17 protein-coding genes are annotated in these 14215 nt (G+C 51.8%); 16 read left to right on the top strand and 1 reads right to left on the bottom strand.

What is annotated here, in order from left to right; genetic code table 11:
- The first annotated feature begins 56 nt into the window (after positions 1 to 56).
- The 10 genes from spoIIGA to NST26_RS23855 all read left to right on the top strand — a co-directional run bounded on the left by spoIIGA (position 57) and on the right by NST26_RS23855 (position 6952).
- A complete protein-coding gene (spoIIGA, locus tag NST26_RS23900) occupies positions 57 to 1013 on the top strand; it encodes a sigma-E processing peptidase SpoIIGA (RefSeq protein WP_036724267.1) in 957 nt (318 codons plus the stop codon).
- 19 nt (positions 1014 to 1032) lie between these two features.
- On the top strand, positions 1033 to 1755 hold the full coding sequence (gene sigE / locus NST26_RS23895) for an RNA polymerase sporulation sigma factor SigE (protein ID WP_036690190.1): 723 nt from the start codon (positions 1033 to 1035) through the stop codon (positions 1753 to 1755).
- 78 nt (positions 1756 to 1833) lie between these two features.
- The gene (sigG, locus tag NST26_RS23890) at positions 1834 to 2616 is read left to right on the top strand and encodes an RNA polymerase sporulation sigma factor SigG (RefSeq protein ID WP_036690188.1); all 783 of its coding nucleotides are present in this window, start codon (positions 1834 to 1836) and stop codon (positions 2614 to 2616) included.
- A 166-nt stretch (positions 2617 to 2782) separates the two neighbouring features.
- Positions 2783 to 3127 (top strand): YlmC/YmxH family sporulation protein, encoded by a 345-nt coding sequence (locus NST26_RS23885; protein WP_209871931.1) that lies wholly within the window; start codon positions 2783 to 2785, stop codon positions 3125 to 3127.
- Between the two features lie 143 nt (positions 3128 to 3270).
- Positions 3271 to 4128 (top strand): peptidoglycan editing factor PgeF, encoded by an 858-nt coding sequence (gene pgeF, locus NST26_RS23880; protein WP_340979911.1) that lies wholly within the window; start codon positions 3271 to 3273, stop codon positions 4126 to 4128.
- A gap of 4 nt (positions 4129 to 4132) precedes the next feature.
- A complete protein-coding gene (locus tag NST26_RS23875) occupies positions 4133 to 4828 on the top strand; it encodes a YggS family pyridoxal phosphate-dependent enzyme (RefSeq protein ID WP_340979909.1) in 696 nt (231 codons plus the stop codon).
- Positions 4828 to 5271 (top strand): cell division protein SepF, encoded by a 444-nt coding sequence (locus NST26_RS23870; protein ID WP_036690181.1) that lies wholly within the window; start codon positions 4828 to 4830, stop codon positions 5269 to 5271. The genes NST26_RS23875 and NST26_RS23870 overlap by 1 nt, the downstream gene beginning before the upstream one ends.
- A 7-nt stretch (positions 5272 to 5278) precedes the next feature.
- Positions 5279 to 5548 (top strand): YggT family protein, encoded by a 270-nt coding sequence (locus NST26_RS23865; RefSeq protein WP_036724260.1) that lies wholly within the window; start codon positions 5279 to 5281, stop codon positions 5546 to 5548.
- 4 nt (positions 5549 to 5552) lie between these two features.
- A complete protein-coding gene (locus NST26_RS23860) occupies positions 5553 to 6335 on the top strand; it encodes a YlmH family RNA-binding protein (protein ID WP_340979907.1) in 783 nt (260 codons plus the stop codon).
- A gap of 131 nt (positions 6336 to 6466) precedes the next feature.
- Entirely contained in the window at positions 6467 to 6952 is a 486-nt protein-coding gene (locus NST26_RS23855) for a DivIVA domain-containing protein (RefSeq protein WP_036690176.1), read from the top strand.
- Between the two features lie 102 nt (positions 6953 to 7054).
- Here NST26_RS23855 and NST26_RS23850 read toward each other — a convergent pair whose 3' ends face one another.
- Positions 7055 to 7498, bottom strand: coding sequence for a hypothetical protein (locus NST26_RS23850; protein ID WP_036724258.1), 444 nt, complete (start codon positions 7496 to 7498; stop codon positions 7055 to 7057).
- Between the two features lie 111 nt (positions 7499 to 7609).
- Between NST26_RS23850 and NST26_RS23845 the strand changes: the two genes are divergently transcribed.
- The 6 genes from NST26_RS23845 to pseC all read left to right on the top strand — a co-directional run bounded on the left by NST26_RS23845 (position 7610) and on the right by pseC (position 14195).
- Positions 7610 to 8584, top strand: coding sequence for a CgeB family protein (locus NST26_RS23845; RefSeq protein WP_340979904.1), 975 nt, complete (start codon positions 7610 to 7612; stop codon positions 8582 to 8584).
- Positions 8585 to 8762: 178 nt separating this feature from the next.
- Entirely contained in the window at positions 8763 to 9539 is a 777-nt protein-coding gene (locus NST26_RS23840) for a glycosyltransferase family 2 protein (RefSeq protein WP_340979903.1), read from the top strand.
- 39 nt (positions 9540 to 9578) lie between these two features.
- The gene (locus tag NST26_RS23835; protein WP_340979902.1) at positions 9579 to 11003 is read left to right on the top strand and encodes a CDP-glycerol glycerophosphotransferase family protein; all 1425 of its coding nucleotides are present in this window, start codon (positions 9579 to 9581) and stop codon (positions 11001 to 11003) included.
- A 17-nt stretch (positions 11004 to 11020) separates the two neighbouring features.
- Entirely contained in the window at positions 11021 to 12025 is a 1005-nt protein-coding gene (locus NST26_RS23830) for an SDR family NAD(P)-dependent oxidoreductase (protein WP_340979900.1), read from the top strand.
- An 11-nt stretch (positions 12026 to 12036) separates the two neighbouring features.
- On the top strand, positions 12037 to 13002 hold the full coding sequence (locus NST26_RS23825; protein WP_340979899.1) for an NAD-dependent epimerase/dehydratase family protein: 966 nt from the start codon (positions 12037 to 12039) through the stop codon (positions 13000 to 13002).
- Positions 12999 to 14195 carry a UDP-4-amino-4,6-dideoxy-N-acetyl-beta-L-altrosamine transaminase gene (pseC, locus tag NST26_RS23820; RefSeq protein WP_036724251.1) on the top strand — a complete coding sequence of 399 codons (1197 nt, stop codon included), beginning with the start codon at positions 12999 to 13001 and terminating at the stop codon, positions 14193 to 14195. Before NST26_RS23825 ends, pseC begins: the two co-directional genes overlap by 4 nt.
- The last annotated feature ends 20 nt before the right edge of the window (positions 14196 to 14215 follow it).

Here is a 14215-nt window from a genome sequence, read left to right as displayed (position 1 = left end):
AGAGAGCCTGCACCCCGGCCTCCGGATAGATATCCGCTTGCAGGCAGGTGAGAGCGATGGTTGTGTATATTGACTTGATTTTTGCCGCCAATCTGCTGATCGACGGAGTCCTGCTGTGGCTGACAAGCTGGCTGGTGAAGCACAAGGTATCCTGGTGGCGCCTGACTCTCTCAGCGCTGGCGGGTGCACTCTATGTCGTCATGATGTTCGTACCGGAGCTGTCCTTTCTGTATACCTTTCTCGTCAAATTCGGTTTATCGGTTTTGATGATCTGGATAGCCTTTGGATTTAGAAGTCTGCAAAGCTATCTTCGGGCATTTGGGGCGTTTTATATCATTAATTTTGCGGCGGCGGGAGGGATCATAGGCGTTCATTATCTGCTGCAAAGCTCTGGTGACCTCTGGAAGGGCATGATCTTCACCTCATCGGGAGGCCAAGCTTACCGGCTGAAGATCGGGTTCTGGTTCGTGCTTGCCCTGCTTCCGCTGGTGCTGCTGCTCTTCAAGCTGATCCAGTCCTCCCGCCGGCACAGAGAGCAGCTGGACTCCTATATCGGGGAAGTGACAGTGGAGATCGACGGAGTGTCGGTTACCTGCCCCGGACTGCTGGATACCGGGAACCGGCTCAGCGATCCGCTGACGAGGATTCCGGTGATGGTGATGGAAGCCTCGCTGTGGGAGGGCCATTTGCCGGCTTCCTGGAAAGGGAGGCTGACCCAGACGGGTGCAGACACACTTGTACTGGAAACGGACGGGCAGTCGTTCGCCTGGCAGGACAGAGTGCGGCTGGTGCCGTACAGAGGCGTCAACCGCGGGGCATCCTTCATGCTCGCGCTGAAGCCGGATAAGGTGAGGATAGAGCTTGGCGGTGATACCTTTTGCAGCACAAGGGTACTCATCGGGCTGGATGGCGGGACACTGTCGGGAGACGGCGCGTACCGGGCGGTCATACATCCTGACCTGACCCATAAAGAGAGTGCTCCAGAAGCACCGGCTGACAAGGTGATGGGCTAAGTAACCTATAGGAGGAACAATAATGGTCAAATTCAAGCTTGTGCTGCAACTGCAGTATTACCGCATGCTGTTTCTGCTCGGTCTGAAGAGCCAGGAGATTTATTATATCGGGGGAAGTGAAGCGCTGCCGCCGCCGCTGACGCGCGAGGAGGAGGAATTTCTGCTCCAGCGGCTCTCCAGCGGGGATGCAGCGGTCCGGGCTATGCTGATTGAGCGTAACCTGCGGCTGGTGGTCTACATCGCCCGGAAATTCGAGAACACCGGCATTAACATCGAGGATCTGGTATCTATTGGCGCGATTGGACTCATTAAGGCGGTCAACACCTTTGATCCGGAGAAAAAAATCAAGCTGGCCACCTACGCCTCGCGCTGCATCGAGAATGAGATTCTGATGTATCTGCGGCGCAACAGCAAGACCAGAAGCGAGGTTTCTTTTGATGAACCGCTGAATATTGACTGGGACGGCAACGAACTGCTGCTCTCGGATGTGCTGGGCACGGAGAACGATACAATCTACCGTAACATCGAAGAGCAGGTGGACCGCAAGCTGCTGCAAAAGGCGCTGGAGAAGCTCAGCGAGCGGGAACGGCTGATTATGGAGCTGCGGTTCGGGCTGCGGGGCGGCGAGGAAAAAACGCAAAAGGATGTGGCCGATCTGCTGGGCATCTCCCAATCCTATATTTCGCGCCTGGAGAAACGAATTATCAAGCGGCTGCGCAAGGAGTTCAACAAGATGGTGTAAGTGATGAAAGCTGAGGAATAAAATGCCGGACCGGGGAGATAATGTACAGTAATGTTTCTCCTTGGGAGGTTAATCATCATGACCCGAAATAAAGTCGAGATTTGCGGTGTGGACACCGCCAAGCTGCCTGTTCTCACGAACGTGGAAATGCGGGCATTGTTCACTTCGCTGCAGCAGCAGGGCGAGCGATCCGCCAGAGAGAAATTGGTAAATGGCAACCTCAGGCTTGTGCTAAGCGTGATTCAAAGGTTCAATAATCGTGGAGAGTTCGTGGATGATTTGTTTCAGGTAGGCTGCATCGGACTTATGAAAGCCATCGATAATTTCGATTTATCGCAGAATGTCAAGTTCTCCACCTATGCGGTGCCGATGATCATCGGAGAGATCCGCCGCTACTTGCGGGATAACAACCCGATCCGGGTATCCCGCTCCCTGCGCGACATTGCCTATAAGGCGCTGCAGGTGCGTGACAGCCTGACGAACCAGAATTCGCGGGAGCCGACGATCTTCGAAATATCTGAAGCACTCGGCGTTCCGAAGGAGGATGTTGTCTTCGCCCTTGATGCGATCCAGGACCCGGTATCCCTGTTCGAGCCGATCTATCATGACGGCGGGGACCCGATCTATGTGATGGATCAGATCAGTGACGACAAGAACAAGGATGTCTCGTGGATTGAGGAGATTGCACTCCGGGAGGCCATGCAGCGGCTGGGGCAGCGGGAGAAACGCATTCTGTCGATGCGCTTCTTCGAAGGCAAGACCCAGATGGAGGTCGCCGACGAGATTGGCATCTCACAGGCCCAGGTCTCACGGCTGGAGAAATCAGCGATCCAGCAAATGCAAAAGCATGTAAAGTCCTGACCACAATCTATAAATGAGCGGAGGATATTCCGGATGGCGGCAACTAGCGGCTAGCCGGAATATCCTTTTATATGTCCGGGGCGCTAAGGCTCTGGAATACAGTCATGCGGCCAAGCCCTAAGGACATATACTGAAGCTATAGGTCTGAATGTACAGGGGTGGCAGGATGATTGAGGAAACGTCAGCTTCGGGGAAGAAGATGAAAATCTCCGATTTTCAAACCAAAGATGTAATCAATATTGTTGACGGTAAACGGCTGGGCCAGATCAGCGATCTGGAGCTGGATTTGCGTAGAGGCGTCATTGACGCTGTGATTGTCCCGGGGTACACCAGATTCATGGGGCTGTTCGGCGGCGGCGCCGATCTGGTGATTCCGTGGCGGAATATCGTGAAGATCGGTGCGGACGTCGTGCTCGTGAAGCTGGAGGAGCCCCGCATACCGCAGGGACAGGAAGACCGCGAGATGATGTACCTGGATCGGCCGGACCGCAGTGAACGGCGCACTTATTAATGAGGTGCGTCTTTTTTCTGCCTTTATGGGTAAAGTCATAGGAGAATGTTTTCGGGGCCCCCGCAAAGTACCTGAGTAGGCTTCGGAGCGCTACGTCACTTTGTGGGGACGAGTTTGTGGTACACTTAAGCGGAGGTGAAGAGATGGAACCGTTTATGCAAAATGGCGCAGCGCCTATGCTGCTGCATCTGGAGCCGTGGCGTGAGCTGTATAGGGGCATTACTGCAGGCTTTACCGGCAGAGCAGGCGGCAGCGGCACGAAGCCTTATGACAGCTTCAATTGTGCTTTTCATGTAGGCGATGATCCGGCGGATGTGCTGGCTAATCGCAGCCTGCTGGCTGCGAGTCTGGGCTTCCGGCTGGCCGACTGGACCTGCGGGGAACAGACCCACGGCAAAGAGATCGCAGTCATTACAGAACAGGAACGCGGCCGGGGCAGCCTGGACCGGGCCTCTGCCTTTCAGGCCACTGACGGGCTGCTGACGAATGTGCCCGGGGTGCTGCTGACTTCTTTTTACGCTGATTGTGTGCCGCTGTTCTTCCATGATCCGCTGAACCACGTGGTAGGGCTGGCGCATGCAGGCTGGAAGGGGACCGTGGCGGAAATCGCGGCGGCGATGGTGGAGCGCATGGGACAGACGTACGGGACCCGTCCAGAGGACATACAGGCCGCTATAGGGCCTTCCATCGGAGACTGCTGCTATGAGGTGGATGATTACGTGATGGACCCTGTCCGCCGGCTGGAGGCCAGGCTGAACCTGCCGGATGCGGCGGAAGGCGCACGGGCTGTATATAGACCATCGGAGACAGACAGCAGCAAAATGATGCTGAACTTGAAAGAATTGAATCAACGCATTATGATAAAAGCAGGAATATTGCCGACTCATATCGAATGTACAACTTGGTGTACAAGCTGTAACAGTGATCTGTTCTTTTCGTACCGGAAGGAAAACGGGGTCACTGGGAGAATGACGAGCTGGATCGGAATAAAGGAGAGTTGACATTTTGGCCTCGCTACAAGAAAGAATAGCCACTACCCGGGAACGTGTCGCACGGGCCTGCGCGGCCAGCGGCCGGGATGCCAATGAAGTCAAGCTGATTGCGGTAACGAAATACGTATCGCTGAATACGGTTGCCGCTGTGCTGGAGGCAGGTCTTGAGGAGATCGCCGAGAGCCGCTGGCAGGATGCGGAGCCGAAATGGAATGCGCTTGGACATAAGGGAATCTGGCACTTTATCGGGCATTTGCAGACGAATAAGGTGAAGGACGTTATCGGTAAATTTCAATATATTCACTCTCTGGACCGGCTGTCGCTGGCCAGGGAGCTGCATAAGAAGGCGGAAGCTGCGGGACTTGAAGTGAAGGTGTTCCTGCAGGTGAATATTTCAGGCGAGGATACCAAGTTCGGCCTGGCGCCGGAAGCGGTGGAGGACTTCCTGAGGGAGATCGCCCCGCTTGACCGGGTGAAGGTCATCGGCCTGATGACGATGGCCCCTCACGAGGAAGACCCCGAGGCGACCCGGCCGGTATTCCGCGGACTCCGCGAGCTGCGTGACCGCCTGAATCTCCTGGGCTTGACACCTGAGCCAATAGAAGAGCTGTCGATGGGCATGTCGAATGACTTTGAAGTGGCGATACAGGAAGGAGCCACCCGGGTACGCCTGGGAACGGTATTAGTAGGTCATGAGGAGGGAGAATGATGGGCGTGATGAACCGATTTATGAGTTTCTTGGGCTTGCAGGAGGAAGAGGAGATTGTGGAACGGGAGCAAATCTCCCGTGATGAGGATGAATACGAACCCGCCCCTGTAGAAACACGCAAGAATCAGAGGGCCAACGTCGTCAGCATTCATTCCCAAAAAAATGTGAAGGTTGTGCTCTACGAGCCGCGTTCGTATGATGAGGCGCAGGAGATTGCCGACCATCTGCGTTCACACCGCACGGTAGTAATTAACCTGCAGCGGGTGCGCAATGACCAGGCGATGCGGATTATCGATTTTCTCAGCGGAACTGTTTATGCTCTGGGTGGAGGAATATCCAAAATTGGGGGCAATATATTTATGTGCACACCGGACACCGTGGAGATTCAAGGCTCCATTACCGAGATCCTGGGTGACGAGCAAGACTACAATCGAATGAGGTGAGCAGGGTTTGAATGAAATATCTTCAATTATAGACATCCTATTTCAGATTTACTATTACATGATCCTCGTATACATTCTGATGTCCTGGCTGCCGAATCTGCGTGAGAACTTTATCGGTGAGCTGCTGGGCAAGCTGGTGGAGCCGTATCTGGCACCGTTCCGGAGGATTATTCCTCCGCTATTTGGAACGCTGGATATTTCCCCGATTGTCGCGATTATCATGCTGCGCTTTGCCGCAGTCGGGCTTCACTCTATCGTAGCCTCGGTCTTCGGCTAATACGATGAAGAATGAAATCTACGGGCATTTCCACCCGGATGAGCGGCCGTTTGTGGACAAGGCCTGGGAGTGGGTTACGAATGCCGGAGAGTATCATGAGACGAAGCTGACCGAATTCCTGGACCCCCGTCAGGCCTATATTCTGCAGAGTCTGGTGAACCGCCATCCCGATGTGATTGTGCGTTGGGAGGGCGGTTCTTCGGATGCCGAACGGAAGCGGGGGCTGGTGGCTCCGGATTATCGTGACCTCACAGATGAGGATATGGAGTTAAGCGTGCTGAATATCACCTCCGGCGAACAGAAATTTCTCTCGCTTATGCATGGGGATTATATGGGGGCAATCCTGGGACTTGGCATCAAAAGAGGCAAGATCGGTGATATTCATGTACTGGAAGACGGCTGTCACGTAGTGGTGGCTGCCGACATTGCAGATTATCTGTCTATCCATTTGACCGGTGTACACCGGATTAACGTCAGTACCGAGATCCTGCCGTTATCGGGTCTGCGCAGCAGTGAAGTCAAACTGGAGACGATGGAGTTCACAGTGGCTTCCCTCCGGCTTGACGGGATTGCAGCGGATGTCACGCGGCTCAGCCGGAGCAAGATTCTGGCCCCGATCAAGGCTGGGCGCGTCCGGGTGAATTGGAAGGTCGAGGAAGATCCGTCCTGTTCGCTGAAGGAAGGGGACATGGTCTCTATCCAGGGCTTCGGACGGTTCAAGGTGCTGGAGATCGGCAGCTTGACAAAGAAGGGCCGTTACCGGATTTTGGTAGGCAAATTTGTCTGAAGTCTTTGCAGGATTACAGCTGTGCTTGTCGAAATTGATAATCTCAGGGAAATATGGACATTTAGCAGGCCGTGCGCCGGTAATTGTCTTTCATCTATAATCTTCACCGAAATTTCTAGGAGGTGCACAGCATGCCATTAACACCGCTCGATATACATAACAAGGAATTCTCCCGGAGAATCCGCGGTTATGACGAAGATGAGGTCAATGAATTTCTGGATCAGGTGATTAAGGATTACGAGAGTGTGATCCGGGAGAACAAGGAACTGCACAACCAGCTGTTAACTCTTCAGGAACGCCTGGATCATTTCGTCAATATTGAAGAAAGTCTGTCCAAGACCATTCTTGTAGCCCAGGAGGCTGCGGATGATGTGAAGAACAACTCCAAGAAGGAATCCCAGCTGATCCTCAAGGAAGCGGAGAAGAACGCCGACCGGATTATCAACGAAGCGTTGTCCAAATCCCGCAAGGTGGCGATCGAGACCGAGGAGCTGCGCAAGCAGGCTTCGATCTACCGTACCCGGTTCCGGACGCTGCTGGAAGCCCAGCTGGAGCTGCTGTCCCAGGATGACTGGAATGCGCTGGAGAGTCGTGAGGTTAGTGAGAACGCGCTCTGAGCAGGTAACCGCTCAGATGCATACAAAAACTCCTTAGTAGAAGTTAATCTTGTTTGCTTAGTGCAAATAAGACTTCTACCAAGGAGTTTTTTTGTATAGCCTTTATACAGTGGCGATTACCTTTCCGGTGATGAGGATAGGGCCTCTTAAGGTGATATCTCCTTGAAGATCCTCCAGGTTAGTAGCAAATACCTGAATCGCATAATATCCTTCGGGAAGATCGGTAAGAATGGTCTGGAACATGGTGGTCATCCGCAGTGGTTCGTCTTCATCGTTCGAGATGGAGGACTGCTGGGCACTGCCGACCAGGATGCCATCTACAAGGACTTCAAGCAGGAGCTTGGGCTGATCGGGTGGAGTAGCAAATACGTTCGTTACCTCCCAGCCAACGGTAGTAGTGAGTTCTACATAATTGCTTGGAGCAGGAGGAATTGCCATACCGAATTCTAATATCAGAGTTGGTGTGGCAGGGACTGGAATCATAATAACTCCGGTGCTTAGATTGGTATGGAAACTTCTTGCATATTCAACTAATGTTTGCGCCATATTTTCACCTCCAATTTGATCATAATCACATCATATGGTTTTCATGGATATTATGCTTGGGGCGACATCCTATTCTTTGGAAAATTGGGAGTTTATAAGGGAGGAATATATTTGAATATTCTATTTATTACCTCAGGTTTCCGGGCCGTCTATTACTTTTTTGAGCAGAGTATAATAGAAGCCTTTTCGAAGGCCGGCCATCGTTGTGAATCTTTCACGCTAAAGAGTGGCTTGGATGCGCTAAAGCTTAAGCAGCAGTCCCTGCAGCCGGATCTGATTCTGGTCCTGGCCGGCCTCAAAATCACGACACCTGTGCTGGAATTCATACAACAAATCAAAGGGAAGTCAGCTATATGGCTGACCGAGGACCCTTATTATATGGATTGGACGGTTTCGCTCATCCCTTATTTTGATTACATCTTCACCATCGATCAAGCCGCATTGGAACAGTACAGACAGCTTGGTCATCCCCATGTCAATCATCTGCCACTGGGCACAGATCCCTGCCTGTTTCATCCCTCAGAGGTCTCTGAAGAGTATGAAAGTGATATTTGTTTAGTAGGTGTACCCTACAGTAACCGCATAGAGCTTATCGAATTCTTACTCCAGAGAGCCGATTACCGGATTCAAATTGTGGGGAGAGGGTGGGGCAGGTATTACAATGAATGGGTGAAGCAGCCCGGCCAGACTATAGAGCTGGTGAACGCATGGGTGAAGCCCGAAACAGTCGTGAATTATTATAATGGCGCTAAGATCGTTCTGAATATCCACCGCCCTTCCGCAGAGAAGTACAACCGGAACCGGGCGGGGATTATCGCCACAAGCATCAACAACCGTACCTTCGACGCAGCCAGCTGTGAAGCATTCCAACTAACGGATTACAAAAGCGGGCTCCGCCAGCAGTTTGAGGAAGGCAAACAGGTGGTTTCGTATCAGGATAAGCATGATTTACTGCAGAAGATCCATTACTATATGGCACATGACGATGAGCGCAAGCGGATAGCTGAAGCAGCGAGGCAGCAGGTGCTGGCCGCTCATACTTTTGAACACCGGGTGCATGATTTGTTAATGAACGTGCAAGCTTGATAGACGGATTTACCGGACCTGATTGACGCCTTACAGTTATTCTGTTAGGCGTTTATTCAGGTTGCCCATAGATCCAGAGAAGCATTCTGTCCTCCATTTGAAAATTTAGTCTTCTAACCTATACCGTTTCGAAGAAGGATACATATGATAGCAAGTAAACAGCGAGGGAGGTATTCGATTGCCAAAAGTTACGATCATTATGACCAGCTACAATAAGGCCGCATATGTCGCAAAGTCCATTGAATCCATTCTGAATCAGACGCTTACAGATTTTGAATTCTACCTGATGGATGATAACTCGAATGAAGAAACTCTGAAAGTGATTGAGCCCTATCTCAAGGATAAGAGAATCAAATTCTTCAGAAGCGATACAGAAACCCTGCAGCAGAGGGTGGAGAAGGTCAGATATTCCGCGCTGATTAATCAAGCCCTGTATCAAGCAAAGGGAGAGTATATTTCCTATGCTACGGATGACAACTGTTACAGAAATACTAGACTTGAGCAGATGGTGGACTATCTGGAGGAGAACCCCGAGGTCATGATTGCCTACTCTGCATCGCTGGTCAACTACTTAAATGAACACAATGAAGTGACCCGCAGCCAGTTAAGACCGGCCAAAAAAATCGTTTCGGTGGCCCCTTGCGTCATCGATCATTGCTCCATCCTGCACAGAAGCTCCATTCTTCCTGTCATACATGACAAGTTCGGGTCCTACTGGGATGAGAATCCGGAGTTCTATAGAATTGGTGACGGCCGGTTCTTCTGGCGGCTCAACCAGTTCTGGGACTTCTACCCGGTGGATGAGGTTCTGGATGATAACTATATCACCGAGCTGTCCATTCACTATCAATTGCAGCACCAGGAGAAGAGCCAGTTCATCCAGATGCTTCCCCCGCAGCGAACCTGCAAGGAGCTGAGAGAAGAGCTGAAATCCATTCAGCAGCAAAAGAAATAAAGGCTCTGCATAGAAAGGTACCACAAGGAGGGAAACGGATTGTCTATCTATCTGTCCAATTACTGGTCGCTCTACAGTGAATTTATCCATGCTGCACAGGAGCTGAAGTACAGGAATATCCCTCTGGCCCTGATGACGAACTTCTACCAGCAAATCAATGATGAGCTTAGAAGCGAGATGGGAAGCAGTGATTTTAAGCTGAAGCTGGAGCATTCCGGTATTCATGAACAGGATCAGATTCAGCCTTTTTTTGAAACGATGGTTGCGCCGCTCTATCAGTCTGTGAAGTCCAATCTGAAGGGCAAAATACTGATTAATCTGGACTATATCAGAATGTCGGAGCAAACGATCAGCGAGCATTTCAGCGGAGATTCGGCCATGATTCTATCCCGCTCCAGAGCGGATGAGCTATTTGGCATCCCCAATGTATACAGCCTGGGCTACAAGCAGGACACCAAGGCTGCGGCGGAAGAGCTGGTCCAACGGGCGGCAGACCTCTTCGCTAAGGCCGAAGGACATCCTGCGTTCAGCAATGAATTCTTCACCCAGACCTTCCTAAGCCGGATTCCTACCATTGTAGATACCATTGAAATGGTGTTTAATCTCTACAATGACCTGCCGGTAGCCGCTGTAATGGTAGGTACGACAGAAGATGTTGCCAGCCGGACACTTGCTGTCGTTGCAGGGATTAAGGGGATTCCCAGCGTATGTCTGCAGCACGGAATACTGATGGGAGAGGAAGCGTTCATTCCTGTATTCTCCAGCCATGTTGGAATCTATGGGCAATACGAACACGACTGGTATACGAGAAGAGGGCTTGAAGCGGAGCGAATTGTGATCACCGGCCACCCGCGTTATGATGATATCTTTACGGCACCGCATCCCCCCAAAGATTCGTTCCGGGAGACCTACCAGCTTGACCCTCATAAAGTCACCTTACTAATCGCTACCGGACCAACGCTCGATGAATACAAGATCCGCACCCTGCTTACCCAGTTGGCCTCACATCCGCAATTCCAGTTGATTATTAAGCCCCATCCCTGGGAGCTGTCCAAGAAGCTGATCTCGCTGTATACCGAGTATGAAGAAGAATATAGCAATGTTCATGTGGTTACCGACCGAAAGGCAGACACCCGTGAGCTGATTATGAAATCGGACGCCGTGGTCGCCACCCTCTCTACGGTTGCCCTCGAAGGCCTTTTGTTCGATAAACCTGTATTTGTCTACAAATTCATTCAGGCTAACCGTGAATATGATTACTATGATGCTCTTGATCCCTATATTCAAAAAGAGCCGGCTGATCTGACCCGAATGGTGGCCCATTATTTCTCCAGCAATAAAGAGAAAGTAAACTACAAGGCTGTGAAGGATAAGTTCTTGCAGCAATCCTATCAGATTTCTGACTCCGGCAAAGCGCTTGCGGATCTCATGGACCGTCTGATCCACGGAAGAGAGAAGCGATGAAGCGGGAGGTAGAGAGTATGTTCTTCCGGAACAAGAAAATTCTGGTCATTGGCGGAACCGGCACCATCGGGAAAAGCATTGTGAAGCTTATCGCAGAGCAGGAGCCTGAAGTCATCCGGATTCTCAGCAGAGATGAATATAAACAATTTGAGCTGCAGAATGAACTGAACGGAAATCCAAGGCTGCGCTACCTGATTGGCGATGTTCGTAATTATGACCGTGTGCTGGCTGCGATGGAGGGGATAGATTATGTGTTCCATACAGCTGCTATGAAGCATGTATCCTTCTGTGAATATAACCCGTTCGAGGCTGTACTTACGAATATTATCGGCACTCATAACGTGATTCAGGCAGCGAAGCAGCAGAAGGTACGCAAGGTCGTTTTTACAAGTACAGATAAGGCCATTTCGCCGACCAACAACTACGGGGCCACCAAGCTGTCTGCTGAGAAGCTGATTTCCTCTGCTGTCACCTCGGGAGCCCCTGGCCAAACGGTGTTCTGCACTGTGCGGTTCGGGAATGTGATGGGCTCCAGAGGGTCTGTCATTCCCTTGTTTGTGAAGCAGGCGAGAGAAGGCAGAGCGATCACCGTAACAGATCTGTCGATGACCAGATTCATGATGACGCTGGAGCAGGCGACCCGGCTCACCGTTCAGTCCCTGCAGCTGGCGAAGGGTGGTGAGACTTTTATTCTGAAGATGCCGGTGATCAGGCTGAAGGATCTGGCTGAAGTTGTAGGCGAAGAGGCGCAGAAGAAATACGGGACCCGCCCGTCTGCGGTGAACATTCTGGAGATTGGCCTGAAGCCGGGTGAGAAGAGGTACGAAGAGCTGATGACCCACGAGGAATCCTTAACCGCTTATGAATTAAAGGATGTATACATTGTCCCTTCCCCCTATGCTGCACCGCAGTCCTACCGGGAAGCAAGCAGGCCGAAGCCGGGCACCTACAGCTCCGAAGGAGAGATCCCGCTGACCAAGGAGCAGGTAAGGAAGCTGGCATTGGAACAAAAACTAATCTAGTGGAGGCTACTATGAATATACTCGTAACCGGAGGTACAGGGTTCATCGGCAGATGGGTCGTTGGACGTTTGTTAAAGGATGGACAAAGTGTCTGGGTGATCGATAATCTGGCGAACTCATCCCTGGATAATCTGAAAAAGTATGAGGATAACGAGCATTTGCAGAAGGTGCAGATCATGGACCTCAAGGACAGAGCAGCCTTGAAGGAGCTTTTCCGCGAGACCTCCTTCGACCTGTGCTACCACCTGGCGGCAAGCATAAACGTGCAAGACAGCATTGATGATCCTGAAACCACGTTCAATAATGATACGCTGGCCACCTTCTATCTGCTCGAGGAATGCCGCAAGCAGCAGGTGAAGATGGTCTTCATGAGTACCTGCATGGTCTATGCCAGAGCCAATGATGAGCAGGGAATTGACGAGCAATCCCCCATCAAGCCAGCCTCGCCTTACGCCGGTGCCAAGATTGCAGCGGAGAATATGGTCCTGTCCTATTTCTACGCTTATGATCTGCCGGTGGTCGTTGTAAGACCGTTCAACACCTATGGTCCCTATCAGAAAACCGGGGGCGAAGGCGGCGTCGTGGCGATCTTCATTCACAGCAAATTAAAAGGCGAGCCGCTGAATATCTACGGAGACGGCACCCAATCACGGGATCTATTATACGTGGGGGACTGTGCAGATTTCGTGGTGGAGGCGGGCTACAGCGATAAGCTGCATGGAGAAATTGTCAATGCAGGCACGGGTGAGGATATCACCGTTAATCAATTGGCCGAGCTTATTGCAGACGGGCAGGCCCCCATCCATCACGTTCCGCATATTCACCCGCAGAGTGAGATCCAGAAGCTGTTATGCAATTACAACAAGGCGGAGAAGCAATTGTCCTGGACGCCTAAGGTTACCATTCAAGAGGGCATCCGGCGGACAGAGCAGTGGATTCTTGAGACCTTTCACCGAAAGGAGCCGAACCAGTCATGAGAAAAAGCAAACTGGCCATTGACGGCGGGAAGCCTGTACGTGCCCACTACTTGCCGTATGGGAGACAGATGATCGATGACGAGGATATTGAGTCCGTGGTCAAGGTGCTGCAAAGTGATTACTTGACCAGCGGGCCGGCCATTGAGCAATTCGAAGCAGAGATCGCAGCGTTTACAGGGGCGAAATATGCGGTGGCTTTCTCCAGCGGAACAGCAGCGTTGCATGGAGCTTGTTATGCCGCAGGGATCGGTGAAGGGGATGAGGTGATTACAACCCCGATGACGTTTGCCGCCACGGCGAACTGTGTGCTGTATCAGGGGGGCGTACCGGTATTCGCCGATATCGATCCGCGGACGTATAACCTTGATCCGCAGCGGATCAGGGAGAGCATTACCGCGCGGACGAAAGCGATTATCCCGGTCCACTTCACCGGCCAGCCGGCGCAGCTTGATGAGATTCTGCAGATTGCCCGGGAGCATAATCTGATCGTGATCGAAGATGCCGCCCATGCGCTTGGTGCAAGATATAAGAATACAAGCATTGGGGCTATCGGGGACATGACCATGTTCAGCTTCCATCCTGTAAAGCATATAACAACGGGAGAAGGCGGAATGATTACGACCAATAACCCGGTGTATTATGAGAAGCTGCTGCAGTTCCGCACCCACGGGATCACCAGGGATGAGCGCAAGTTAAGGGAGAACCACGGACCCTGGTATTATGAGATGCAATTCCTCGGGTACAACTACCGGATTACAGATATCCAGACCTCACTCGGTATCTCCCAGCTGCGCAGAATCGGAAGCTTCATTGAGAAGCGCAAGCAGCTTGCAGCCTTGTATCTGCAAGAGTTGAGCGGGACTGAAGAGCTTATTCTGCCGCATCAGCTTCCGGAGGCGGAGTCGAGCTGGCACCTGTTCATTGTCAGACTTCAGCTATCGAAGCTGAAGGCCACCCGCAAGACGGTCTTTCAGGCGCTGCAAAAGGAGAACATCGGAGTGAACGTCCACTACATCCCCGCCTATCTCCATCCGTACTACGAAAGCTTGGGGTTCCGCAAGGGAATCTGTCCGGTTGCTGAAAGCTGCTACGAGGAATTCATTACGCTGCCGTTATATGCGGGCATGGACCCCGAAGATGTGATGGATGTGGTCGCCGCGGTCAAGAAGGTGATCCGCCACTACTCCAAGTGAAAATAGAGAAGGGAGTGATT

The sequence above is a fragment of the Paenibacillus sp. FSL R7-0128 genome (assembly GCF_038002245.1).
Lineage (GTDB): Bacteria > Bacillota > Bacilli > Paenibacillales > Paenibacillaceae > Paenibacillus_AQ > Paenibacillus_AQ silagei.
Note: the sequence above shows the minus strand (reverse complement) of the source record. Positions and strands in the feature narration are given on the sequence as shown.